Consider the following 24,085-nt stretch of genomic DNA (forward strand, 5'->3'; position numbering starts at 1 on the left):
CTCCGGCCGCGAGCCCGGGCGGCTGCGGGGCCCCGGCCGGGCCCGTGGTCAGGCGGCGGGCCTGGCCAGGGCGGCGACGAACGCCCGCTCGACGTCGGCGGTGGAGAGCACCCCGTAGATCTCGCCGGTCTCCTCGACCACGAGGTATTCGGTGGCGGGGGTGGCCCTGAGCCGGTCCAGGAGCGCCTCGCCGGCCAGTTCGGCCGGGACCTTCATGCCCTCGGTGAGGTCCTGGGAGAGTCCGCTCACGGCGACCCAGGGGCGGCGGTGCTGGGGCACGGAGACGATGGCCGTCTCCCGGACGACGCCCATGGGTTCGCCGTGCCCGTCGACGACGACGAGGGCGCGGGCGCCCGCCTCGTTGGCCCGGCGCAGGGCCTCGGACAGCGGAGTGTCCGCCTCCACGGGGACGGCACGCCGGGTGAGGGTGCGGGCGCGCAGTTCGGGGAGGTGTTCGCGCAGCCTTGCCATGCGCAGGCTGTTGCCGGCGCCGGTCCAGATGATGGCGGCGAGGATGGCGGCGAGCAGCGCGTCGGTGACGGTGTCCGTGCCGCTGAGGTCGCGGGGGTCGTTCCCGAAGAAGCCGGTGTGGGTGAGCATCGGGAGGCCGATGAGGGTGACGACGGCGAGGGCGCGGCCGACCCAGGCGGCGGCGACGGTGCCGCTCATCGGGCGGCCGGTGATCTTCCAGACGACGGCGCGGAGCATGCGTCCGCCGTCGAGGGGCAGGCCGGGGAGCAGGTTGAACGCGGCCACCAGGAGGTTGGAGATCATCAGGCCGGCGAGGACGACGCCGGGGACGGTGCCGGGTTCGACCAGGCCCATCCCGGCGTAGAAGAGACCGGCGAGCACCAGGGAGAGCAGCGGGCCGACGAAGGCGAGCACGAACTCGCGGCCCGGCGTCTCGGTCTCCTTCTCGATCTCGGAGACGCCGCCGAAGAACTGGAGCTGGATGCGGCGGACCGGCAGCCCGTAGCGCAGCGCCACGACCGTGTGGGCGAGCTCGTGGACGAGCACGGAGGCGTAGAAGGCGATCGCGAAGAAGAGGGAGACCAGGTAGCGGGCCGCGCCGAGTTCGGGCAGCACCCGTTCGAGCTGGCCGCCGAAGACCCAGGTGATCAGCGCGGCCACGACGAACCAGCTGGGCGCGACGTACACGGGCACGCCGAAGAGACGGCCCATGAGGAGGCCGCCTCCGGGCTCTTCGGGGCGGCGCGGTCCGCCCTTGTCCGGGCCGGTCCCGGGGGCCTGTCCCCCCGCGCCGGGGTGCGGGCGCCCGCTGTCGCCGCTCTCGTCCACGAGGTCCCTTCGGTCGGTGCCCTGTTTCACGATCATGCCGTGTCCGGGGGTGTGTGGTCGATGGTATGCCGACGGATGTCCGTGGCGGGCCGTAGGGTCTTCGCATGACCTCCCTGCCGCGGCCGGCCCAGCCGCCTTCGTCCCTCTCGCCGTCACGGGCCGGCGATTTCATGCAGTGTCCTCTGCTGTATCGCTTCCGGGTCATCGACAGGCTGCCGGAGAAGCCGAGCAAGGCGGCCACTCGGGGGACGCTGGTGCACGCGGTCCTGGAGCGCCTCTTCGACGCCCCGGCGGCGGAGCGCACGGCCCGCAGGGCGACGGCGCTGATCCCCGCGCAGTGGGACCGGCTGCTGGAGTCGAGGCCGGAGCTGTCGGAGCTGTTCACGGAGGACGCCGGGGGCGAGCGCCTGGCGCGCTGGCTCTCGGAGGCGGAGCGCCTGGTGGAGCGGTGGTTCTCGCTGGAGGACCCGACGCGCCTGGAGCCCGCGGAGCGGGAACTGTTCGTCGAGACGGAGCTGGAGTCGGGGCTGCGGCTGCGCGGGGTGATCGACCGGATCGACGTGGCGCCGACGGGCGAGGTCCGGATCGTGGACTACAAGACGGGCAGGGCGCCGCGTCCGGAGTACGCGGAGGGCGCGCTCTTCCAGATGAAGTTCTATGCCCTGGTGGTCTGGCGGTTGAAGGGCGTGGTGCCGCGCCGGCTCCAGCTGGTCTATCTCGGCAGCGGGGACGTCGTGACGTACGACCCGGTGGTGGGCGATCTGGAGCGGGTCGAGCGCAAGCTGCTGGCGCTGTGGGAGGCGATCCGGGTCGCGACGGAGACGGGCGAGTGGCGGCCGCGGCCGACGAAGCTGTGCGGCTGGTGCGACCACCAGGCGGTCTGCCCCGAATTCGGCGGGACTCCCCCGGTGTATCCGCTGTCGGTACGCCCGGCTGAGTCCGGTCAGGATGTCCAGGGCAGAATGGACCCGCCCCGCGCCGAGGCCGCCGGGCCCGTGACCGTCGAGGGACCCTGAGGAGACCTTGTGGCAATCCGCGTCCTGCTGGTCGACGACCAGCCGCTGCTGCGCACCGGATTCCGGATGATCCTGGAGGCGGAGAGCGATATCGCGGTGGTGGGTGAGGCCGGGGACGGCCTCCAGGCTCTCGACCAGGTGCGGGCGCTCCAGCCCGATGTGGTGCTGATGGACATCCGCATGCCGCGGATGGACGGCGTGGAGGCGACGCGGCAGATCACCGGTCCGGACCGGGACGGTCCGGCGAAGGTGCTGGTGCTGACCACGTTCGATCTCGACGAGTACGTGGTGGAGGCGCTGCGCGCCGGTGCCAGCGGCTTCCTGCTGAAGGACGCCCCGGCCAACGAGCTGGTGCAGGCGATCCGTGTGGTCGCGGCGGGCGAGGCGATGCTGGCCCCGAGCGTCACCCGCAGGCTGCTCGACAAGTACGCGGACCACCTGCCCTCGGGCGAGGAGCCGCTGCCGGACACACTGCACACACTGACGGACCGCGAGGTCGAGGTGCTGAAGCTGGTGGCGCGCGGGCTGTCGAACGCGGAGATCGCCGCGGACCTGTTCGTCAGCGAGACGACGGTCAAGACGCATGTCGGCCATGTGCTGACCAAGCTCGGTCTGCGCGACCGGGTGCAGGCGGCCGTGTACGCCTACGAGAGCGGTCTGGTGCGGCCCGGCGCCCAGTGACCGGCGTGCGCCTCGACGCCTGGTGAATGGCCCCCGCCCCGACGCCCGGGGCGCGTTCGTCGGGCCGGGGGCGAAACCGCGTGCCGGCGTGTCTCAGACGGCGTCGCGGCTCAGCTCCCACAGCCGGATCTCTGCAGCGGAGTTGACCGCCCGTTCGACGCCATGGAGCCCGGTCCGGGAGGCGGCGTACTGCTTGCCCTGCCAGATGGGCAGGACGGGGACGTCGTCGGCGACGAGGTCCTGGATCCGGTGGAAGGTCTTCGTCGCGGCGCTGCGGTCGGTCTCGCGGCGGGTCTGCGGGATGAGCGTGTTCTGCGCCAGTGCCGACGTGTAGGGCGAGTTCAGGAAGTTGTTCCGGTCGAGGAACGGTGCGGTGTAGTTGTCCGGGTCGGGGAAGTCGGGGAACCAGCCGAATCCGTAGACGGCGTGGTCTCCGCGCACCTGCGCGGGCCGGAACTCGGACCAGGCCGTGCCCTTGGTGTCGACGTCGAACAGGCCGGTGTCGTTGAACTGCTTCTGCAGGGCCTTGAACTCGGCGGCGGTGGTGGCGCCGAAGTGGTCGGTCGTGTAGTGGAGCGTGAGCTTCACCGGGGTGGGTACACCCGCCGCCCGCAGGATCGCCGCGGCCTTCGCGGTGCTGGGTTCGCCGTACTTGTCGTAGAACGAGTTGGTGTGCGCGGTGATGCCCGAGGGGATCAGCGAGTACAGCGGTTCGGCGGTGGTGCCGTACACCTTGTCCGCGATCTCCGCCCGGTCGACGACCTGGGCCATGGCCTGGCGGACCGCCTTGTTCCGCACAGCCGGGTCGTCGGTGTCGAAGCCGAGGCAGCGGATGGCGAGGCCGGGCATCTCGGTGACCCTGACGTCGTCGCCGGGATCGTCGAGCAGTCGCCGGGACTGTTCGGGCGACATGGTGCGGGTCATCATGTCGATCCTCTTGTCGTCGAACGCCTTCCCCATCGCGTCCGCACCGGGGAAGAGGTCCAGTTCGACCCGGTCGTTGCGCACGTGCAGGTCGCCCTTGTAGCGGGGGTTCCTGGTGAAGACGACCTTGACCACCCGGTCGTGCTCGACCTGCGGCTTCATGGTGTACGGGCCGGAGCCGTCGACCTGGAAGCCGGTGCGCGGAGACTTCGCCGCGTACTTGGCCCTCGGCACGATCCCGGCGACCGGGGTGGCGAGCTTGTACGGGAACGTGGCGTCTGGCGCGCGGAGATGGAAGACGATCTCTCGCTCACCCTGCGTCTCGACGGTGTCGATGCCGGACAGCAGGGCCACCGGCCCGTTGGGGGCATCGATGCCGACGACCCGGTCGATCGAGTACTTCACGTCGTCGGGGGTGACGGGGGTGCCGTCGGCGAAGGTGAGGCCGGGGCGCAGCTTGCAGCGGTAGCTCTCGTTCTGGGTGTCCGTGAAGCCGCAGCTCTCCGCGGCCTCGGGCACCGGCCGACCGCCGCCGCGCGGTATGTGCAGGAGGGACTGGACGGTCTGGCGGAGCACGTTCCACACGCCCGCGTCGTACCCGACCGCGGGGTCGAAGGGCGCGGGGTCGTCCTCGGTCGCGACGAACCGGTCGGTGGTGCCGACGACGATCGCGGCCCGGCCGCCGTCGCCCTCGGACGCGCCGCACCCGGCGAGCACGGGCGCGAGCACGCACGCGACGGTCGGCAGCACCAGGGTCTTGCGGTTCATCTCGGTCGCTCTCCCTCGTCCGGGCATTGAGAGAGCGACCTTAGCGGGCCGGGTCGTCCACGCCCGATCGCCGCCGCACGGCGCGTAACCGGACGGTTATGGAGAATGACGGAGAGTCGACTTCCCTGCCCCGAAATGCATCCCCCAGACAGGGATCAAACGGGACAATTCAAAGCGACAAAAGGGGCACCTGGGAAGATTTCGGAAGTCTTCCGTGAGAAATTCGGTGACCAACCTCACGTCCGCTTCATTTCCTCCCCCGTTCGTCCGTCCGGGATTTTCCCGCGGGGGCGCGACGGAAAAAGCACGGACCCCCGCCGAATTCCTTCGATTCGTTCACAGGAAATCCCCGGGAATTGATCACGGCGCTCATCTGATCAGGCCCCGGAGGAAGGCGAGGTCGACCTCCTCCAGTGAACGCACGACCACCCGGCCGTTCGCCGGGTCGATCGGCGCGACGGACGGCACGGCGACCACCCGGCAGCCCGCTGCCTCCGCCGCCGCCACTCCGGTGGCGGTGTCCTCGATGACCGCGCAGCGTCCGGGCTCGGCCCCGAAGCCGGAGGCGGCGGTCAGATAGGGCTCCGGGTGCGGCTTGGTGCGGGTGACCTCGTCGCCCGCGATACTCAGGGCGAAGTGGTGGTGGCCCACCGATTCCAGCACCCGGTCGATGATCCGCCGGTGCGAGGCGGAGACCAGGGCGGTGGGGACGTCGTGCCGGACCAGCTCCGCCAGCAGCCGCTTCGCCCCCGGCATCAGCGGCACGCCGCGGTCGATGCGCTTTTCGAAGCGGTCGTTGAGCAGCACGGTGAGTTCGGCGAGGGTGATGTCCGCGCCGGTCACGTCCATGAGGTAGCCCGCGCTGCGGGTCATCGGCCCGCCGACCACCACGTCGCGCCACGCCTCGTCGAGCTGGTGACCGAGCTCGGCGAAGACCTCCACCTCGGCCTCCCACCAGAAGCCCTCGGTGTCGACGAGGGTGCCGTCCATGTCGAGCAGGACGGCCTGCAGCGCGGCGCCTTCGGCCGTGCGGGTCATGGACGCGGGGACCGTGCTGGTCATCCGGCACACCTTCCGTGAGGGACGAGAAGGCCGGCCACCGTTTCCCGTGGGAAGGGCGACCGGCCCGCACTGGACCGACCAGTGTACGACGTGTCGGGCGACCGTGCGTCGAACGCCGTCCTACCGCGCGTTGAAGTACTTCGCCTCCGGGTGGTGGATGACGATCGCGTCGGTGGACTGCTCCGGGTGCAGCTGGAACTCCTCCGAGAGGTGCACGCCGATCCGCTCCGGCCGGAGCAGCTCGGCGATCTTTGCCCGGTCCTCCAGGTCGGGGCAGGCTCCGTACCCCAGCGAGAAGCGCGCGCCCCGGTACTTCAGCGCGAACATGTCCTCGACGTCGACCGGGTCCTCGCCGCCGAAGCCGAGCTCGGAGCGGACCCGGGCGTGCCAGTACTCGGCGAGTGCCTCGGCCAGCTGTACGGACAGGCCGTGCAGCTCCAGGTAGTCGCGATAGGCATTCGCCTCGAACAGCTTGGCGGTCTCGCCCCCGATCCGCGAACCGACGGTGACGACCTGGAGCCCGACCACGTCCGTCTCTCCGGATTCCTCGGGGCGGAAGAAGTCCGCGAGGCAGAGCCGGCGGCCGCGGCGCTGGCGCGGGAAGGTGAAGCGGGTGCGCTCGGAGCCGTCCTCGTGGAGCACGATCAGGTCGTCGCCCTTGGAGACGCACGGGAAGTAGCCGTAGACGACGGCCGCCTCCAGCAGGTTCTCGGTGTGGAGCTTGTCGAGCCAGCCCCGCAGGTGGGGGCGGCCCTCGGTCTCCACCAGTTCCTCGTAGGCGGGTCCGTCGCCGGCACGCGCCTGCTTGAGGCCCCACTGACCCTTGAAGAGCGCACCCTCGTCCAGCCAGGAGGCGTACTCCTTGAGCTGGATGCCCTTGATCACCCGGGTGCCCCAGAACGGGGGCTCGGGGACCCGGTTGTCGACGGCGACGTCGGAGCGGACGCCTTCCTCCGGCTCGTCGACCTCCAGGACGGCGGTGTCGCGCTTGGGCACCCGGCGCTGCTTGAGCTCGGGGAGGGCCGCTCCGGGCACGCCCCGCTTGACCGCGATCAGGGCGTCCATCAGGCGCAGCCCCTCGAACGCGTCCCGGGCGTAGCGGACCTCGCCCTCGTACAGCTCGTGCAGGTCCTGCTCGACGTAGGCCCGGGTGAGCGCGGCGCCGCCGAGGATCACCGGGTAGACGCCCGCCAGCTTGCGCTGGTTCAGCTCCTCCAGGTTCTCCTTCATGATCACGGTGGACTTGACCAGGAGGCCGGACATGCCGATGACGTCGGCCCTGTGCTCCTCGGCCGCCTCCAGGATCGCGGAGACGGGCTGCTTGATGCCGAGGTTGACGACGTTGAAGCCGTTGTTGGACAGGATGATGTCGACGAGGTTCTTGCCGATGTCGTGGACGTCGCCGCGCACGGTGGCCAGCACGATGGTGCCCTTGCCCTCGGCGTCCGACTTCTCCATGTGCGGCTCCAGGTGTGCCACCGCCGACTTCATGACCTCGGCGGACTGGAGCACGAACGGCAGCTGCATCTGGCCGGAACCGAAGAGGTCGCCGACCACCTTCATGCCGTCGAGCAGGGTGTCGTTGACGATGTCGAGCGCCGGGCGGGTGAGCAGGGCCTCGTCGAGGTCGGCTTCCAGCCCGTTCTTCTCGCCGTCGATGATGCGGCGCTTCAGCCGTTCCTCCAGCGGCAGGGCGGCCAGCTCCTCCGCCTTGCCCGCCTTCATCGACTTGGTGCTGACGCCCTCGAACAGCTCCATGAGCTTCTGGAGGGGGTCGTAGCCCTCGGAGCGGCGGTCGTGGACGAGGTCGAGGGCGACCTTCACCTGTTCCTCGTCGAGGCGCGCGATCGGAAGGATCTTGGAGGCGTGCACGATCGCGGAGTCGAGACCGGCCTTGACGCACTCGTCGAGGAAGACCGAGTTGAGGACGGTGCGGGCGGCCGGGTTGAGCCCGAAGGAGATGTTGGACAGGCCGAGCGTGGTCTGCACCTCGGGGTGGCGCTTCTTGAGCTCGCGGATGGCGCCGATGGTGGCGATGCCGTCGCCCCGGCTCTCCTCCTGACCGGTGCAGATGGTGAAGGTGAGGCAGTCGATGAGGATGTCCGACTCGCGGATGCCCCAGTTGCCGGTCAGGTCCGCGATCAGCCGCTCGGCGACGGCGACCTTGTGCTCGACGGTACGGGCCTGGCCCTCCTCGTCGATGGTCAGCGCGATCAGCGCGGCGCCGTGCTCGGCGGCCAGGGCGGCGACCTTGGCGAAGCGCGACTCGGGGCCGTCGCCGTCCTCGTAGTTGACGGAGTTGAGGACGGCCCGGCCGCCGAGCTTCTCCAGACCGGCGCGCAGCACGGGCACCTCGGTGGAGTCCAGCACGATCGGGAGGGTGGAGGCGGTGGCGAAGCGTCCGGCCAGCTCCTCCATGTCCGCGACGCCGTCGCGGCCGACGTAGTCCACGCACAGATCGAGCATGTGCGCGCCCTCGCGGATCTGGTCGCGCGCCATCTCCACGCAGTCGTCCCAGCGTGCTTCCAGCATGGCCTCGCGGAACTTCTTGGAGCCGTTGGCGTTGGTGCGCTCGCCGATCGCGAGGTACGAGGTGTCCTGGCGGAACGGGACGGCCTGGTACAGGGAGGCGGCGCCCGGCTCGGGGCGCGGGTCGCGTGGCGCGGGAGCGGCACCGCGGACGCGCTCGACGAGCCGGCGCAGGTGTTCCGGGGTCGTCCCGCAGCAGCCGCCCACCAGGGAGAGCCCGTACTCCTGGACGAACGTCTCCTGGGCCTCGGCGAGGCCCTCGGGGCCGAGCGGGAAGTGCGCGCCGTCCTTGGTGAGCACCGGCAGACCCGCGTTGGGCATGCAGAGCAGCGGGATACGGGAGTGGCGCGTGAGGTAGCGCAGGTGCTCGCTCATCTCGGCGGGGCCGGTGGAGCAGTTGAGGCCGATCATGTCGACGCCCAGTGGCTCCAGCGCGGTGAGCGCGGCGCCGATCTCGGAGCCGAGCAGCATGGTGCCGGTGGTCTCGAACGCCAGGGAGACCAGGATCAGGAGGTCGCTGCCGGTGGCCTCCAGGGCGCGCCGGGCGCCCAGTACGGCGGCCTTGGTCTGCAGGAGGTCCTGTGTCGTCTCGATGATGAGCGCGTCCGCACCGCCGGCGATCAGGCCCTCGGCGTTGCGCTGGAAGCCGTCGCGCAGCGTCGTGTACGGGGCGTGGCCCAGGGTCGGCAGCTTGGTGCCGGGGCCGATGGAGCCGAGGACCCAGCGCTGCCGGCCGGTGGCGGCGGTGAACTCGTCGGCGACCTCGCGGGCGATGCGGGCACCGGACTCGGAGAGCTCCTGGATGCGGTCGGCGATGTCGTACTCGCCGAGGGCGGAGGCGTTGGCTCCGAAGGTGTTGGTCTCGACGCAGTCCACGCCGACGGCGAAGTACTCGCGGTGCACCGAACGCACGATGTCGGGGCGCGTGATGTTCAGGATCTCGTTGCAGCCTTCGAGGTTCTGGAAGTCCTCGAGGGTGGGGTCCTGCGCCTGGAGCATGGTGCCCATGGCACCGTCGGCCACCACCACCCGGGTGGCGAGGGCTTCGCGCAGCGCGTCTGCGCGGTGGCGGCTGTCGGCGGAAGGGGTCGGCAACGAGGCCATGGATGTACTCCCTGGAATGCGACGGCTGTCGGCTTTGCGTCTTCGGTGGAAGGCGCACCAGGCCAGCCTAGCCGGGAGGCGGCCGGGGCCGTCACTCCATCCCATGGAACGGACGGCATGCTGTGGCGGGCGGTGTCCGGATCCGGACGGTGCGGAAGGCTACGGCGGTTTTCCTCCGTGATCGAGCGCTGGTCGGCATCGGCCGATAGTGTTCAGCATTGTCGAACCATAGGTGGAGGAGTACGGCGCGATGGCCAAGAACATCCAGTCGCTGGAACGAGCGGCGGCGATGCTGCGCCTGCTGGCGGGCGGCGAGCGTCGGCTGGGACTGTCCGACATCGCCTCCTCGCTGGGTCTGGCCAAGGGGACCGCGCACGGCATCCTGCGCACACTCCAGCACGAGGGCTTCGTCGAGCAGGACGCCGCGTCGGGCCGCTACCAGCTGGGCGCCGAGCTGCTGCGCCTGGGCAACAGCTATCTGGACGTCCACGAGCTGCGGGCCCGCGCGCTCGTCTGGACGGACGACCTGGCCCGCTCCAGCGGCGAGAGCGTCCATCTGGGCGTGCTGCACCAGCAGGGCGTCCTGGTCGTCCACCACGTCTTCCGCCCCGACGACAGCCGCCAGGTCCTGGAGGTCGGGGCCATGCAGCCCCTGCACTCCACCGCCCTGGGCAAGGTGCTCTCGGCGTACGACCCGGTGGCGCACACCGAGGCGCTGGAGGCCGAGCGGCAGTCCTTCACCCCGCGCACCGTGACCGGCGCGGAGGACTTCGAGTCGATGCTCGACCTGGTCCGGGCCCGCGGCTGGGCGGCTGACGTGGAGGAGACCTGGGAGGGGGTGGCCGCGGTGGCCGCCCCGATCCACGACCGGCGGCGGATGCCGGTGGGCGCGGTGGCGGTGACGGGCGCGGTGGAGCGGGTCTGCGCCGACGGGGAGCTGCGGCCCGAGCTGATCGCGGCGGTGCGGGACTGCGCGCGGGCGGTCTCCCGGGACCTGGGCGCCGGGCGCTTCTGATCCGCGGCGGGCCGCCGCGGATACGGACGCACCGCGCGGGGGCGCACCGCCACCGGCACCGTGCCGGACCCGCGCCTCCGCGCGACCCCGCCCCGCGCGGGGCGCACCCCCGCGCCGCACGCACCCGCGCTCCGTCGCCGCCCCGTGCCGCGGTCCGGGCGCCGCGACAGCGCGGCGGCCCGCCGGCCGGCGGGCCGCGAGGGTAACGATCGAGTTTTGGGCCACACAACTCTTGACGATCGAACCACCGCCGGGAAGCATTGCCGTTCACCGGTCGGCATTGTCGAACAACTAACGGAAATAGGCGTTATGGTGTGACAGCGCCCCAGGCCGGAGAACGCCCTCGCGCGAGGGCGCGGACCACCGGAGGGACCCGGGGTTCGGCTTACCTGGACCAAGGACAAAGGAGTCGCGGGTGTCCAGCTCCGACATCTTCATCGGCGAGACCATAGGTACCGCCGTGCTCATCCTCCTGGGCGGTGGTGTGTGCGCCGCCGTCACGCTCAAGCGCTCCAAGGCGCAGAACGCCGGATGGCTGGCGATCACCTTCGGGTGGGGGTTCGCGGTGCTGGCGGGGGCGTACCTGGCCGGTGGCGTGTCCGGTGCGCACCTCAACCCGGCGGTCACGATCGGCCTCGCGATCGAGGGCGGCACCGAGTGGAGCGACGTGCCGCTGTACATCGCCTCCCAGATGCTCGGCGCGGCGATCGGCGCGGTGCTGGTCTGGCTGACGTACTACGGGCAGTTCCGCGCGCACCTGACGGATCCCGGGGTCGTGGGCCGGAAGGGTGAAGAAGGCATGGTCGGCCAGGCCGCCGCCCCGGAGGCGGGCCCGGTGCTCGGCATCTTCTCGACCGGCCCCGAGATCCGGCACGTGGCGCAGAACCTGGTCACCGAGGTCATCGCCACCGTGGTGCTCGTCCTGGTGATCCTCACCCAGGGCCTCAACGACGACGGCAACGGCCTGGGAACCCTCGGCGCGCTGGTCACCGCCCTGCTCGTGGTCGGCATCGGGCTCTCGCTCGGCGGCCCGACGGGTTACGCGATCAACCCGGCTCGCGACCTCGGTCCGCGTATCGTTCACGCGCTGCTGCCGCTGCCGAACAAGGGCGGTTCCGACTGGGGCTACGCATGGATCCCGGTCGTCGGACCGCTCATCGGCGGCGCGATCGCGGGCGGGCTCTACAACGTCGCCTTCGCCTGATCCATGACGCACCGAGCCCCGACCCCCCAAGACCACACAGACCTCCGGGAGCACACCGTGACCGACGCACACACCACCGGCCCGTTCATCGCCGCCATCGACCAGGGCACCACCTCCAGCCGGTGCATCGTCTTCGACCGGGACGGCCGGATCGTCTCCGTCGACCAGAAGGAGCACGAGCAGATCTTCCCGAAGCCGGGCTGGGTCGAGCACGACGCGACCGAGATCTGGGAGAACGTCCAGGAGGTCGTCGCCGGTGCCGTCGTCAAGGCGGGCATCACCGCCGCCGACGTGAAGGCGATCGGCATCACCAACCAGCGCGAGACCACGCTGCTCTGGGACCGGAACACCGGTGAGCCCGTCCACAACGCCCTGGTCTGGCAGGACACCCGTACCGACGCGCTCTGCAAGGAGCTCGGCCGCAACGTGGGCCAGGACCGCTTCCGCCGCGAGACCGGTCTGCCGCTCGCCTCGTACTTCGCGGGCCCCAAGGTGCGCTGGCTGCTGGACAACGTCGAGGGGCTGCGCGAACGCGCCGAGCGCGGCGACATCCTCTTCGGCACCATGGACTCCTGGGTCATCTGGAACCTGACCGGCGGCACGGACGGCGGCGTCCACGTCACCGACGTCACGAACGCCTCGCGCACCCTCCTGATGAACCTGCACACCATGGCGTGGGACGAGAAGATCCTCGCGTCCATGGAGATCCCGGCGGCCATCCTGCCCGAGATCCGTTCCTCCGCCGAGGTGTACGGCACCGCGAAGGGCGGCGTCCTGGACGGCGTCCCGGTCGCCTCCGCGCTCGGCGACCAGCAGGCGGCCCTCTTCGGCCAGACCTGTTTTTCCGAGGGCGAGGCCAAGTCCACGTACGGCACCGGCACCTTCATGCTGATGAACACCGGTGAACGGCCCGTCAACTCGTACAACGGACTGCTGACGACCGTCGGGTACCGGATCGGCGACGAGAAGCCGGTCTACGCCCTGGAGGGCTCCATCGCCGTCACCGGTTCGCTCGTCCAGTGGATGCGCGACCAGATGGGCCTGATCAAGTCCGCGGCCGAGATCGAGACCCTGGCGTCGTCGGTCGAGGACAACGGCGGCGCGTACTTCGTGCCCGCCTTCTCGGGCCTGTTCGCCCCGTACTGGCGCTCCGACGCGCGCGGCGTCATCGCCGGCCTGACCCGGTACGTCACCAAGGCGCACATCGCCCGTGCCGTCCTGGAGGCCACCGCCTGGCAGACCCGCGAGATCACCGACGCCATGACCAAGGACTCCGGCGTGGAACTGGCCGCTCTCAAGGTCGACGGCGGCATGACCTCCAACAACCTGCTGATGCAGACGCTCGCCGACTTCCTGGACGCGCCCGTGGTGCGGCCCATGGTCGCCGAGACGACCTGCCTCGGCGCCGCCTACGCCGCCGGTCTCGCCGTCGGCTTCTGGCCGGACACCGACGCCCTGCGCGCCAACTGGCGCCGGGCCGCCGAATGGACCCCCCGCATGGCCGCGGACACCCGCGACCGCGAGTACAAGAACTGGCTCAAGGCCGTGGAACGGACCATGGGCTGGATCGAGCACGAGGAGTGAGCGACATGACCACCCTGCAGAGCGTCCCGGCCCTCGGGACACACCCGGCCTCCGGCTCCCTCCCGAGCCGGGCCGAGACTCGGGAGCAGTTGTCCAAGGCTGCGTACGACCTCCTGGTGATCGGTGGCGGCATCCTGGGCATCTCCACGGCCTGGCACGCCGCGCAGTCCGGGCTGCGGGTGGCCCTGGTGGACGCCGGCGACTTCGCCGGTGCCACCTCCTCCGCCTCCTCGAAGCTGCTCCACGGCGGTCTGCGCTACCTGCAGACCGGTGCCGTGAAGCTGGTCGCGGAGAACCACTTCGAGCGCCGTGCGGTGTCCCGCGAGGTGGCGCCGCACCTGGCCAATCCGCTCACCTTCTACCTGCCGGTCTACAAGGGCGGCCCGCACGGCGCCGCGGTCCTCGGCGCGGGCGTGTTCGCGTACTCGGCGCTCTCCGCGTTCCGCGACGGGGTCGGGCACGTGATCAGCCCGGAGAAGGCGCGGCGCGACGTGCCGGAGCTGCGCACGGACAACCTGAGGGCCGTGGCGGTCTACGGCGACGGCCAGATGAACGACGCCCGGATGGCGCTGATGACGGTCCGCGCGGCCGTCGACGCGGGCGCCGTGGTCCTGAACCACGCGGCGGTCACCGGGCTGCGGTTCACCAAGGGCCGGGTGACGGGCGCCGATCTGCAAGACCGCCTGGACGGCACGGAGTTCGGCATCGATGCCCGTCTCGTGCTGAACGCCACCGGGCCGTGGGTCGACCACCTGCGCAGGATGGAGGACCCGAAGGCGGCCCCGTCGGTGCGCCTGTCGAAGGGTGCGCACCTGGTGCTCAAGCGCACCCGACCGTGGAACGCCGCGCTCGCGACCCCGATCGACAAGTACCGCATCACGTTCGCCCTGCCGTGGGAGGACATGCTGCTGCTGGGTACGACGGACGAGGAGTACGAGGGCGATCCCGCGGACGTCGCGGTCGACGAGAAGGACGTCGCCCAGATCCTCGACGAGGCGGCGTTCTCCATCAAGGACCAGCAGCTGTCGCGCGATCTGATCACGTACTCCTTCGCGGGGCTGCGGGTGCTGCCCGGCGGACCGGGCGACACCTCCAAGGCCAAGCGCGAGACCGTCGTCACGGAGGGCCGCGGCGGGATGCTGTCGGTCGCGGGCGGCAAGTGGACGACGTTCCGCCACATCGGCCGCACGGTGATGGCCAAGCTGGCCGCGCTCCCCGGGCACCCCCTCGGCAGTGGTGTGGAGCCGATATCGCATCTGCCGAGGAAGCTCCCGCTGCCCGGCATCGCCAACCCGAACGCGGTGGCGCACCGGCTGCTGATCGACGGTGCCGCGCCCGGCCCCCGGATGGCGGCGGACACCGCGCGCCACCTCGCCACGCACTACGGTTCGCTCGCCTTCGACATCGCGCGGCTGGCGAACGAGAACCCGGCGCTGGCCGAGCGCATCCACCCGGACGCGCCGGAGATCTGGGCGCAGGTCGCCTACGCCCGCGACCACGAGTGGGCCGAGACGGCGGACGACGTGCTGCGCCGCCGTACGACCCTGACGATCCGGGGCCTGGCCACGGACGAGATCCGGGCCGGTGTCGAGTCCATGCTCGGCGACCGCGGCTGACGGGACGCGCGCGGCGCGCACGACGAGACGCGCATCAGGCGGACGGGGCGGCTCCCACGGCGGGACCGCCCCGACCGCCTCATGGGCGTCTCGTCCCACGCCCCGTCACACGGCGAACGCGGCACGCTGAACGCGCCACACGACCGTCGTACGGGCGCAATACGACGCGGGGACGGTTGGGGCATGAAGTTCTCGGTGCTCTCCCTCATCGGTCATGCCCCGCGTCCGCTCACCCGCACCTCCGCCACCCGGATCACCGAGGCCCGACTGGACGCGCCGGGCGCGGCGTTGGACGCCCCGAGGGAAGCCTTCTCGGTGGAGGAACCGGTCGCGTCCGATCCGGAGTTCCACCGCTGGATCGTACGGGCGTCCGGGAACACGGTGCGCTGCTCGTTGCTCGTTGCTCGTTGCTCGTTGCTCGACGGGCTGACGGGCTGACGGGCTGACGGGCCCGATGCTCCGGGCGCGGGTCCGGCGCGGCCTGACGCAGGAGGACGCGATCGGCCGGACGCTGTACGAGCACCGGACGGTCCTGTCCGCGCCGCGCGACCGGGACACGGAGGCCGCCCGGTCCTGGGCGAGGGTGCATGTGGCGGGCGTGGAGCAGTGGTTGCGGTCGACGTCGCGGGAGGCCGGGCGGGGCCGGACCCCGCCCCCTGACACCGGCCGGCGGGCGGACCCGCACCACGCCGCCGCGAACGCCGGGGCGCCCGGGATCCCGAGGACGGGTTCACCCCGCCGTGTACGAGGGCTGCGTCGGAGGTGGCCAAAAGCCGTAAGGTTGTTGCGTACGCAAGGGAACTTCGGAAGGAGGCCTGGGTGATCGAGCTCGAGGGGGTTCCCGAGCTGATCGACCCGGTCATGGTGGCCGCGTTCGAGGGATGGAACGACGCAGGTGACGCCGCCTCCACGGCGGTCGCGCACCTGGACCGGGAGTGGAAGGGAGAGGTGTTCGCGGCACTGGACGCCGAGGACTACTACGACTTCCAGGTCAACCGGCCCACGATCTGGCTGGACGGCGGTACGCGCAAGGTCACCTGGCCCACCACCCGGCTCTCCGTGGTCCGCGTCGGCGGGGAGCAGCCCCGCGACCTCGTCCTGGTCCGGGGCATCGAGCCGTCCATGCGCTGGCGCTCGTTCTGCAACGAGCTCCTGGGCTTCGCCCACGAGCTGGGCGTGGAGATGGTGGTGATCCTGGGAGCGCTGCTCGGCGACACCCCGCACACCCGCCCGGTGCCGGTCAGCGGGGTCACCTCCGACCCCGACCTGGCCCGGTCCATGGACCTGGAGGAGACCAGGTACGAGGGTCCGACGGGCATCGTCGGCATCCTCCAGGAGGCGTGCACCCACGCGGGCGTGCCCGCGGTCAGTCTGTGGGCCGCGGTGCCGCACTACGTGTCGCAGCCGCCCAACCCGAAGGCCGCCCTCGCGCTGCTCAACCGGCTGGAGGACCTGCTCGGTCTGCGCATCCCGCTGGGCGAACTGCCCGAGGACGCGCGCGCCTGGCAGCTCGGGGTCGACCAACTGGCCGCCGAGGACAGCGAGGTGGCGGAGTACGTGCAGACGCTGGAGGAGGCCCGGGACACCGCGGAGCTTCCCGAGGCGAGCGGCGAGGCCATCGCCCGCGAGTTCGAACGCTATCTGCGCCGACGGGACGCCGGTCCGGGTCAGGCCCCCGGCGGACACGCGACGGAGAGCGGCGACACCGCGTATCTGCGCGACACCTCCGGTGGCCGGAACCGTCCGGCGAAGTCGCCGCGGCCGGAGGGCGAGGGCCGGACGGCACCCGGTGCTCCGCCCGCGAACGGCTCCGCCCGCCCGGACACCGCCGACGACGACGGCGGCGAGGGCGACGACGGCCCGGCCCGGTCCTCGGAGGAGTCCCCCGACGACTGAGGTGTTGGCGGCCCGGGGCACCTGCCCCGGACGCGTGCCCCAGGTCCGGGTTCGGACCCCGGAACGGAACGGAACGGCCCCGGACTTCGTCACGAAGTCCGGGGCCGGTTCGTCGGTCGGGGAATCGGCGGGTCGCCTCCGCGCGGGTGCTACAGCGCGACACCCAGCAACGCGTCGACGGTGCGCGAGACGAGTCCGGGCGCGCCCTCGTCCGTGCCGCCCTCGGCGTGCTGCCGCTCGGCCCAGCGGTCCACGGCGGCCAGTGCCGCCGGTGCGTCCAGGTCGTCGGCGAGGGCCTCGCGGACCTCCTCGACCAGGGCCTCGGCGGACGGTCCGTCGGGGCGGGAGACGGCGGAGCGCCAGCGTCCGAGCCGGGCGACCGCGTCGGCGAGCACCTGGTCGGTCCACTCCCAGTCGGACCGGTAGTGGTGCGCGAGCAGGGCGAGACGGATCGCCGCCGGGTCCACGCCGTCGCGGCGGAGCCGTGAGACGAAGACCAGGTTGCCCTTGGACTTGGACATCTTCTCGCCGTCCAGGGCGACCATCCCCGCGTGCACGTACGCCCGGGCGAACGGGTACTCGCCGGTCAGGACCTGGGCGTGCGAGGCACCCATCTCGTGGTGCGGGAAGGCGAGATCGGACCCGCCGCCCTGGACGTCGAAGCCCATGCCGAGGTGGTCCAGCGCGATGGCGACGCACTCGATGTGCCAGCCGGGCCGTCCGGGGCCGAGCGAGCCGCCGTCCCAGCTCGGCTCACCCTCGCGGGCGGCCATCCAGAGCATCGGGTCGAGCGGGTTCTTCTTGCCGGGGCGCTCCGGGTCGCCGCCGCGCTCGGCGGACAGCAGCCGCATCGCCTCGGCGTCGAGGTGGGAGACGCCGCCGAAGTGCGGGTCGGCCTCGACGGAGAAGTACACGTCGCCGTCGAGTTCGTAGGCGGCACCGGCGTCCCGGAGCCGTTCGACGAGCGGGACGATGCCCGGTATCGCCTCCACCGCGCCGATGTAGTGCTTCGGCGGGAGCATGCGCAGAGCGGTCATGTCCTCGCGGAACAGGGCCGTCTCGCGCTCGGCGAGCCGGGTCCAGTCCTGCCCGTCGCGCACGGCCCGCTCCAGCAGCGGGTCGTCCACGTCGGTGACGTTCTGCACGTAGTGGACCTGCCGCTTGGTGTCGAGCCACACGCGCTGAACGAGGTCGAACGCGTTGTAGGTCGCCGCATGACCCATGTGGGTCGCGTCGTACGGCGTGATGCCGCAGACGTAGATGCGGGCGACGGGACCGGGTTCGAGAGTGATCCGTCCGCCGGTCGCGGTGTCGTGGATCCGAAGGTCGCGGCCCTTGCCGGGCAGGGCGGGGACCTCAGAAGCGGGCCAGGCATGCATGTCACGAGCCTAACCGGATGCACGTTCCGGATACGAACCGGATACCGGATCCTGGCCGAAGAGGCGCTCTTGCGCGATGCGGCCCCTTCTGCTTCGGCCCGGGAGGAAGGCGGCGCCGGGGACCGCGCGTGCCCCGGGGAGGCGCACGGGTTCCGCCCGTCTTCCGCCGCACGATCGCCGAATCGGCCTGTTCTCCGCGGGCATCGCACCCGGCGTGCCCCCGCGCCGGGCCGCCGCCCGACTCCGGAACGCCCCGGGCCGCCCGGACGGTCTTCCGCGCCGGACACGTTCGCGCCGGGGCCGCCGCTCGCGCCCGCCCCGGCGCCGCCGCTCACACCGGCGGCCCAGGGCACCGGTTCACACCTGCGGCCAGGGGATCGAGGGCCACGAGCCGCTCGGTTCCGGGTGCCGTCCCGACGCCCGCAGCCCGCCCACACGGCCCCGCAGCGCCTCGATCTCGGCCTCGGTGATCAGCTCCCCCAGCCGGGTGGCGAGAGCGGTCCCGGGGGCCAGTTCCGCGCCCAGCCGGTCCACGACGCCGACGGCCTCGGCCGTCAGCGGCTCCCCCGCCCACCCCCACAGCAGGGTGCGCAGCCTGTCCTCGGCGTTGAAGGTCACACCGTGGTCGATGCCGTAGAGCCGGCCGTCGGGCGCGGGCAGCAGATGGCCGCCCTTGCGGTCGCCGTTGTTGATCACGGCGTCGAGGACCGCCATCCGCCGCAGCTCCGGGTCGTCCGCGTGCACCAGCAGGGCCGTCCTGCCCTCCCCGATCTCGGCGCGTACGACGGCCTTCCAGCCCTCGCCGGGCTCGTCGTCCTCGACGAGCGCCAGCAGCGGGCGCCGCCCGTCCTCGGCGTGCCCCTCGCCGTCCGGCTCGGCATCGATCCACAGCTGGCACATGCCCTCGCCGTACGGACCGTCACGAAGCACGGTGGGGGGTATGAGTCCCCAGCCGGTCGCCTCGGAGATCTCGTACGCGGCCACCTCCCGCTGGGCGAGGGTGCCGTCGGGGAAGTCCCACAGCGGCCGTTCGCCGGCCACGGGCTTGTAGACGCAGGCCAGTTCCGCGCCCTCGTGGGAGACCGCGCAGTGCAGCACCGCGTTGGACGCCCCGCGGACCTGTCCGCGGACGGTGAGCCGGCCCTCGGCCAGCACGGTGACCAGGTCGGCGTCGGTCAGGCTCCGCGGCGGTATCCGTTCTGGCGCGGGCATACGTGTCCTTCCGGGTCGAGCGGCAGGCTGCACAGCGGGCACGGGGGGCGCCCGGCGTTCACGACGTCCAGGGCGCGCTTGGCGAAGGCCCGCGCCTGTACGCCGCTCAGACGGACCCGGAGGACCGGAGGACCGTTCTCCTCGTCCTGCAGCAGCCGTTCCTCGGCCTCCGCGAGGTCCTCGTCGGATTCCACGTCCAGTTCGACCAGGGCCTGCGCCTCGACGATCATGCGCTGTTCCTCGCCGTCCCACGCGAGCGCCATCGTGCCGACCCGGAACTCCTCCTCGACGGGCACGTCGAGGGGGGCGGTGTCGGTGACGTCCATGGGCGCGACGGCGGGCACCGGCGAGTTGCCGCCGGTGCGCCGGACCACTTCGTCGAGCAGTTCGTCGATGCGCTCGGCGAGTGCGGCGACCTGAGTCTTCTCCAGGGCCACGCTGGTGACGCGGCTGCCCGAGGATGCCTGCAGGAAGAACGTACGGCGTCCAGGCAACCCGACCGTGCCGGCCACGAAGCGGTCCGGGGGGTCGTAGAGGAACACCTGACGGGACACGTCCTGTCTCCCTTGAAGATCGGCGGCGAATGGGGAATGGGGTGGCCGAGGCCGCCGGCCGTCCCGGTCCGGGCGCCCACGGCGCGTCCACCCTACTGCGCGAAGCGATCACGGCGCCCCGGCGCCGCCGCCGACCTCCGCGTCGGCTTCGGTGCCGGTGGCCGGGTGCGCGGTCGGCTCCGCCCCGTCCGTCCGCTCGCGCGGCGCCAGGGAGGCGAGGTCTCCGGTGTCGCCGAGCCGCAGCAGGAACGGCCGCAGACGCGTGTAGCGGATCGCGGTGACCGAACAGGGGTCCACGTGGATCCGCTGGAAGAGGTCGAGGTGCATGCCGAGCGCGTCGGCGACGAGCGCCTTGATGATGTCGCCGTGCGAGCACATCACGTAGGCGGCGTCGTCGCCGTGCCCGGACTCGATCCGCGCGTTCCAGTCCCGTACGGCGTCCACGGCGCGCGCCTGCATGGCGCGCAGGGACTCGCCGCCGGGGAACGCCGCCGCCGACGGGTGCCGCTGCACGACGCTCATCAGCGGCTCGTCGGCGAGTTCGGCCAGCTTGCGCCCCGACCAGTCCCCGTAGTCGCACTCGTTGATCCGTTCCTCGCTGTGCGCCACCAGGCCCGGCCGGGCGTCGAGCAGCGGGCGCAGGGTCTCCCGGCAGCGCTGGAGGGGGCTGGTGACGACGGCGGCGAGGGGCAGCGCGGCCAGCCGTCCGGGGAGTGCCGCGGCCTGCGCGGTGCCGCGCTCGTCGAGCGCGACCCCCGAGGCACGGCCGGCGAGCACCCCGGCCGTGTTGGCGGTGGAGCGTCCATGGCGTACGAGGATCAGGGTGGGCATAGGGGCCAGCGTAGGCCGCCGCAGGGTCGCGCGGAGCGGGCCGGGATGCGCGGGAGTGCGGGGCAGGGAAGAATGCGCGCCGTGATTGTGGACTGTGCGATCTACCGGGACGGGCGCCGTACCGAGGGCCCCGCCGACCTCTCCGACGCCCTCGCACAGGCACGGGCCACCGGGGACGCGTTCCTCTGGATCGGGCTGTACGAGCCGACGGAGCGGGAGATCGAGCGCGTCACCGAGGAGTTCGGGCTCCACCCGCTGGCCGTGGAGGACGCCCTGAGCGCCCACCAGCGGCCCAAGCTGGAGGTGTACGACGACTCGCTGTTCGCGGTGATCAAGCCGGTGGTGTACGAGCACCTCAGCGACACGGTCACCGCCGACGAGCTGATGGCCTTCATCGGCGATTCGTTCGTCGTGACGGTCCGGCACGGGGAGGGCGCACCGCTCGCCGCGGTACGGCGCCGGCTGGAGGCGGAGCCGGAGGTGCTCAGGCACGGGCCGACCGCGGTGCTGTACGCGATCAGTGACGCCGTCGTCGACCACTACATCGAGGTGGCGGGCGAGCTCCAGAACGACCTCGAGGAGCTGGAGACCGAGGTGTTCGCGCCGACCGGCTCCGCGAACACCAAGAACACCGCGTCCCGCATCTACACCTTCAAGCGGCAGATCATGGAGTTCCGCCGTGCCGCCGGTCCGCTGAGCGCGCCCATGGCCCGGCTGGCGGGCGCGGACGTGCCGTTCGTCCACGAGCACGCGCAGCCGTTCTTCCGGGACGTGAACGACCACCTGACGCGGGCCAACGAGTACGTGGAGGGGCTCGACCGGCTGCTCTCGGACATCCTGTCCGCCCATCTGGCCCAGGTGGGCGTGCGGCAGAACGACGACATGCGCAAGATCTCGGCCTGGGCGGCCATGGCCGCCGTTCCGACCATGGTCGCGGGGATCTACGGCATGAACTTCGAGCACATGCCGGAACTCGGCTGGGTGTGGGCGTATCCGGCGGTGATCGTGCTGATGGTCACCGTGGTCTTCGGCCTGCACCGGCTCTTCAAGCGCCGCGGCTGGCTCTGAGAGCCCGTCGGGAGACCTCCGACCGGAGAGCGGACGCGGCGTGATGCGTGCGCCTCCGGCGTTGCCGGGCCGTCCGGTGCGGGGGCGCCGGTCAGACGGGCTCGGTCTCGCGCGGCGCGGGCCCGCCCAGCGCGTCACGGCGCTCCGGCTGCTCCAGACGCACCATGCGCCGCCATCCCACGAGCCGTTCGTACGCGTGGACCAGGTGGATCCCCGCCGCCAGCACGGCCGCCCTGGCCCGGGACCAGCCGAGGATGCGGCCCATGTGGTCCATCACGGCGAGGCTGACGTCGCGGTACACCCGGATCTCGGCGAGCGCGCATTCGCGCAGCAGGCGCTGGATCGTACGGCCGTGTCCGGCCCCGGCGAGGCGCAGCAGCTCCTCGTGGCAGTACGCGAGGTGGTTGTCCTCGTCGTCCGCGATCATCCGCACCGCGCGGCCGATGCCGGGGTGGTCGGCGAAGTGCCGTCGCAGCAGCGCCATCTGCTCGGAGGCGCGCTGCTCGGTGACCCGGCTGTGGGCGAGGTAGGTGATGATGTCGCGCTCGGTGAGCGGTTCCCGGCGTGCCAGGCGTTCGTGGGCGATGCCGATGCCCCGCCGTTCCAGCAGCATCGTGTAGTCGGTCTCGGGCGGGACCTCGACCGGGCCCAGTCCGCGCTTCCTCAGCAGTGCGTGGAAGATCCGTCCGTGCTTGTCCTCGTCGGCGCCGTGCCGGGCGATCCTGGGTGCCAGGGCCCGCTGGCTCTCGGGGACGAGGGCCGCGATCCGGCCGTTCTCCCAGCCGCCCTGGGCCTCGCCGTCGGCCGCGATGGAGCAGAACAGCCGGAACGACTCGTCCTCGTCGAGAATCTCCTGGAACAGGTCCCTTGCCGAGAGCACCACAGCCACCTCCGTACCGGCTTCGGCCCATCGCCAGTCAAATGCGGCGCGTCCACCCGGGCAACAGGAACGGCTTCCGGCTACGCCGGACGGGCTGCCGACCGCGCGGCCGCCGTGGCCGAAACCTTTCACCTCCGAGGGGCGGCGGGCCGGACGGGCGTAACCGCGCGCCGCCGGGGCCGTTGTTCCGCGTGACGGCCGTGGCGGGGAGACCCCGAGCCCCCACCACGGCCGCGATGCCTATCGGAGCCCGTGGTCCCGGGGTCCGTGGATCCGTGTCACGCGAGGCCGGACCGCTCCAGCGCCTCCGTGCCGGCCCGCAGCGCCGCGATCCGCTCGTCGAGCGTGAATCCGGCCGGGGCCAGGGTGAGCGTCGTGACGCCCGCGGCGGCGTACGCCTGCATCCGCTCGGCGATCCGCTCGACCGGGCCGAGCAGCGTGGTCCGGTCGATCAGCTCGTGCGGAACGGCTGCGGCGGCGCCGTTCTTGTCGCCGGACAGGTACTTGTCCTGGATCTCGACGGCCTCCTTCTCGTAGCCCATGCGCCGTGCCAGCCGGTTGTAGAAGTTCTGGTCGCGGCTGCCCATGCCGCCCACGTACAGCGCGGTGTACGGACGGAAGATATCCGCGAGCGCGTCGATGTCGTCGCCGACGGCGAGCGGCAGCGTCGGGCACACGTCGAAGCCGTCCATGGTCAGCCCGGCCTTCTCGCGCCCGGCCCGCAGGTACTTGACCGCGGTCTCCTCCAGGTGCTCGGCCGCGGGGAAGATCAGCAGGGCGCCGTCGGCGATCTCGCCCGTCTGCTCCAGGTTCTTCGGGCCGATGGCGGCGATGTAGAGCGGGATGTGCTCGCGCTGCGGGTGGACGGTGAGCCTGAGGGGCTTGCCCGGACCGTCCGGCAGCGGGAGCGTCCAGTGCTGCCCCTCGTACGTCAGCCGTTCACGGGACATCGCCCGGCGGACGATCTCGACGTACTCCCGGGTGCGGGCCAGGGGCTTGTCGAACTTCACGCCGTACCAGCCCTCGGAGACCTGAGGCCCCGACACACCGAGGCCGAGCCGGAAGCGGCCTCCGGAGAGAGAGTCGAGGGTGGCGGCGGTCATCGCCGTCATCGCGGGCTGACGGGCCGGGATCTGCATGATCGCGGAGCCCACGTCGATGGACTCGGTCCGGGCGGCCACCCAGGACAGCACGGTCGGTGCGTCGGAGCCGTACGCCTCGGCCGCCCAGCAGACGTCGTAGCCGAGCCGGTCGGCCTCCTGCGCCACGGCGAGGTTGTCGCCGTCCATGCCCGCGCCCCAGTAACCGAGATTGATGCCGAGCCGCATAGCCGCTCTCCTTACCGATCAGTAACGTCTCTGGGTCCTGGACTCTAGCGCCCGCCGGCCCCTCGCGGCAGGGGCGACCCGGAACCGGGTTGTCCACAGCCCTCCGCCCCGTGGGGTTCCGGCCAGTAATCTCAG

General features: G+C 71.8%; 18 protein-coding genes and 1 pseudogene. 9 read left to right on the plus strand and 10 right to left on the minus strand.

The features are described from left to right. Window positions 1-48: 48 nt before the first annotated feature. Window positions 49-1,299: a site-2 protease family protein gene (locus tag ACFYXM_RS19555; RefSeq protein WP_389291058.1), complete on the minus strand. Its 1,251-nt coding sequence runs from the start codon at window positions 1,297-1,299 to the stop codon at window positions 49-51. Window positions 1,300-1,403: 104 nt separating this feature from the next. On the opposite strand from ACFYXM_RS19555, the gene ACFYXM_RS19560 reads away from it, so the two are divergent. Next, window positions 1,404-2,315 carry a RecB family exonuclease gene (locus tag ACFYXM_RS19560; RefSeq protein ID WP_389290845.1) on the plus strand — a complete coding sequence of 304 codons (912 nt, stop codon included), beginning with the start codon at window positions 1,404-1,406 and terminating at the stop codon, window positions 2,313-2,315. Between the two features lie 9 nt (window positions 2,316-2,324). After that, entirely contained in the window at window positions 2,325-2,996 is a 672-nt protein-coding gene (locus ACFYXM_RS19565; RefSeq protein WP_073787861.1) for a response regulator transcription factor, read from the plus strand. 93 nt (window positions 2,997-3,089) lie between these two features. On the opposite strand, the gene ACFYXM_RS19570 is transcribed toward ACFYXM_RS19565, so the two are convergent. The 3 genes from ACFYXM_RS19570 to metH form a co-directional block, all read right to left on the minus strand. Beyond that, the gene (locus tag ACFYXM_RS19570; RefSeq protein ID WP_389290847.1) at window positions 3,090-4,688 is read right to left on the minus strand and encodes an ABC transporter substrate-binding protein; all 1,599 of its coding nucleotides are present in this window, start codon (window positions 4,686-4,688) and stop codon (window positions 3,090-3,092) included. Between the two features lie 369 nt (window positions 4,689-5,057). Further along, complete coding sequence (locus ACFYXM_RS19575) at window positions 5,058-5,750, minus strand: HAD family hydrolase (RefSeq protein ID WP_389290848.1); 693 nt, start codon at window positions 5,748-5,750, stop codon at window positions 5,058-5,060. Window positions 5,751-5,870: 120 nt separating this feature from the next. Beyond that, window positions 5,871-9,383 carry a methionine synthase gene (gene metH / locus ACFYXM_RS19580; protein WP_389290850.1) on the minus strand — a complete coding sequence of 1,171 codons (3,513 nt, stop codon included), beginning with the start codon at window positions 9,381-9,383 and terminating at the stop codon, window positions 5,871-5,873. A gap of 250 nt (window positions 9,384-9,633) precedes the next feature. On the opposite strand from metH, the gene ACFYXM_RS19585 reads away from it, so the two are divergent. The 6 genes and pseudogenes from ACFYXM_RS19585 (at window position 9,634) to ACFYXM_RS19610 (ending at window position 16,698) form a co-directional block, all read left to right on the plus strand. Then, window positions 9,634-10,398: an IclR family transcriptional regulator gene (locus tag ACFYXM_RS19585; RefSeq protein ID WP_351524433.1), complete on the plus strand. Its 765-nt coding sequence runs from the start codon at window positions 9,634-9,636 to the stop codon at window positions 10,396-10,398. A 415-nt stretch (window positions 10,399-10,813) separates the two neighbouring features. Continuing rightward, window positions 10,814-11,602 carry an MIP/aquaporin family protein gene (locus ACFYXM_RS19590; protein WP_389290853.1) on the plus strand — a complete coding sequence of 263 codons (789 nt, stop codon included), beginning with the start codon at window positions 10,814-10,816 and terminating at the stop codon, window positions 11,600-11,602. 57 nt (window positions 11,603-11,659) lie between these two features. Further along, window positions 11,660-13,186, plus strand: coding sequence for a glycerol kinase GlpK (gene glpK / locus ACFYXM_RS19595; protein ID WP_389290854.1), 1,527 nt, complete (start codon window positions 11,660-11,662; stop codon window positions 13,184-13,186). Window positions 13,187-13,191: 5 nt separating this feature from the next. After that, window positions 13,192-14,802, plus strand: coding sequence for an FAD-dependent oxidoreductase (locus tag ACFYXM_RS19600; protein WP_389290856.1), 1,611 nt, complete (start codon window positions 13,192-13,194; stop codon window positions 14,800-14,802). Between the two features lie 231 nt (window positions 14,803-15,033). Next, a pseudogene (locus tag ACFYXM_RS19605) lies at window positions 15,034-15,424 on the plus strand (FCD domain-containing protein); the annotation flags it as partial. Between the two features lie 197 nt (window positions 15,425-15,621). Beyond that, entirely contained in the window at window positions 15,622-16,698 is a 1,077-nt protein-coding gene (locus ACFYXM_RS19610) for a PAC2 family protein (RefSeq protein ID WP_389290858.1), read from the plus strand. Window positions 16,699-16,847: 149 nt separating this feature from the next. Here ACFYXM_RS19610 and mshC read toward each other — a convergent pair whose 3' ends face one another. From mshC to ACFYXM_RS19630, 4 genes are all read right to left on the minus strand, one after another. Beyond that, window positions 16,848-18,077, minus strand: coding sequence for a cysteine--1-D-myo-inosityl 2-amino-2-deoxy-alpha-D-glucopyranoside ligase (gene mshC / locus ACFYXM_RS19615; protein ID WP_389290860.1), 1,230 nt, complete (start codon window positions 18,075-18,077; stop codon window positions 16,848-16,850). 357 nt (window positions 18,078-18,434) lie between these two features. Then, complete coding sequence (locus ACFYXM_RS19620) at window positions 18,435-19,289, minus strand: SCO1664 family protein (protein ID WP_389290861.1); 855 nt, start codon at window positions 19,287-19,289, stop codon at window positions 18,435-18,437. After that, window positions 19,253-19,843, minus strand: coding sequence for a DUF3090 domain-containing protein (locus tag ACFYXM_RS19625; protein ID WP_389290863.1), 591 nt, complete (start codon window positions 19,841-19,843; stop codon window positions 19,253-19,255). The genes ACFYXM_RS19620 and ACFYXM_RS19625 overlap by 37 nt, the downstream gene beginning before the upstream one ends. Window positions 19,844-19,951: 108 nt before the next feature. Then, on the minus strand, window positions 19,952-20,674 hold the full coding sequence (locus ACFYXM_RS19630; RefSeq protein WP_389290865.1) for a histidine phosphatase family protein: 723 nt from the start codon (window positions 20,672-20,674) through the stop codon (window positions 19,952-19,954). 72 nt (window positions 20,675-20,746) lie between these two features. Between ACFYXM_RS19630 and corA the strand changes: the two genes are divergently transcribed. Further along, on the plus strand, window positions 20,747-21,742 hold the full coding sequence (gene corA, locus ACFYXM_RS19635; protein ID WP_389290867.1) for a magnesium/cobalt transporter CorA: 996 nt from the start codon (window positions 20,747-20,749) through the stop codon (window positions 21,740-21,742). A 91-nt stretch (window positions 21,743-21,833) separates the two neighbouring features. Here corA and ACFYXM_RS19640 read toward each other — a convergent pair whose 3' ends face one another. Together ACFYXM_RS19640 and ACFYXM_RS19645 are read right to left on the minus strand one after the other, a co-directional pair. Further along, window positions 21,834-22,622 (minus strand): ferritin-like domain-containing protein, encoded by a 789-nt coding sequence (locus ACFYXM_RS19640; protein WP_389290869.1) that lies wholly within the window; start codon window positions 22,620-22,622, stop codon window positions 21,834-21,836. Between the two features lie 278 nt (window positions 22,623-22,900). Then, window positions 22,901-23,950, minus strand: a complete 1,050-nt coding sequence (locus tag ACFYXM_RS19645; RefSeq protein WP_389290870.1) for an LLM class F420-dependent oxidoreductase — start codon at window positions 23,948-23,950, stop codon at window positions 22,901-22,903. Window positions 23,951-24,085: the final 135 nt, after the last annotated feature.

Source organism: Streptomyces sp. NPDC002476 (assembly GCF_042889785.1).
In the GTDB taxonomy this organism is placed as follows: domain Bacteria; phylum Actinomycetota; class Actinomycetes; order Streptomycetales; family Streptomycetaceae; genus Streptomyces.